At 65.2% G+C, this 532-nt stretch carries 2 protein-coding genes; both read left to right on the plus strand.

Translation table 11 applies throughout. From position 1 onward, the window contains the following. Nucleotides 1–256, plus strand: a 256-nt coding sequence (locus EN750_RS38290) for a Sua5 family C-terminal domain-containing protein (protein ID WP_281062397.1), incomplete at its 5' end; no start/stop codon positions are given. Nucleotides 257–265: 9 nt separating this feature from the next. After that, nucleotides 266–532: FAD-binding protein (locus tag EN750_RS38295; RefSeq protein WP_145968388.1), on the plus strand; the 267-nt coding region annotated here is incomplete at its 3' end.

The following is a 532-nucleotide window of genomic DNA, read 5'->3' on the forward strand; positions in this document are numbered from 1 at the left end:
GGGCGAGGCTTTGCTCGGCTTCGGCGGTCAGAGGGCACAAGGCTGGCGCCGCGCCGAAGCCTTCCTCAATTTGTCCGAAACCGGTGACCTGCGCGAAGCGGCGAGCAACCTGTTCGCCTATATGCAGGAACTCGACCGCAGCGGCGCGCGGACCATCGCCGTCGAACCTATTCCCTTCGACGGGCTCGGTGAAGCCATCAACGATCGGCTGTCGCGTGCCGCCGCCCCTCGTGACATCACGCAGCCCACACCATAGTTTTCCCCCATGACCGAAATTATAGAGACACTCGATTCCGCTCTCATCGATCGCTTCGCGGCGATCGTTGGCGACAAATATGCGCTCCGCAACGAGCGCGATATCGCGCCTTACCTCATTGAGCGGCGCGGGCTCTGGCACGGCGCGACATCGCTGGTGCTGCGGCCGGGCAGCGTCGACGAAGTCAGCCGGATCATGCGGCTGGCGACGGAGACGGGAACGCCGATCGTGCCGCAAAGCGGCAACACCGGGCTGGTCGGCGCGCAGGTGCCGGAC

Origin of the sequence: Mesorhizobium sp. M7A.F.Ca.ET.027.03.2.1 (genome assembly GCF_003999175.1) — a bacterium.
Classification (GTDB): domain Bacteria; phylum Pseudomonadota; class Alphaproteobacteria; order Rhizobiales; family Rhizobiaceae; genus Mesorhizobium.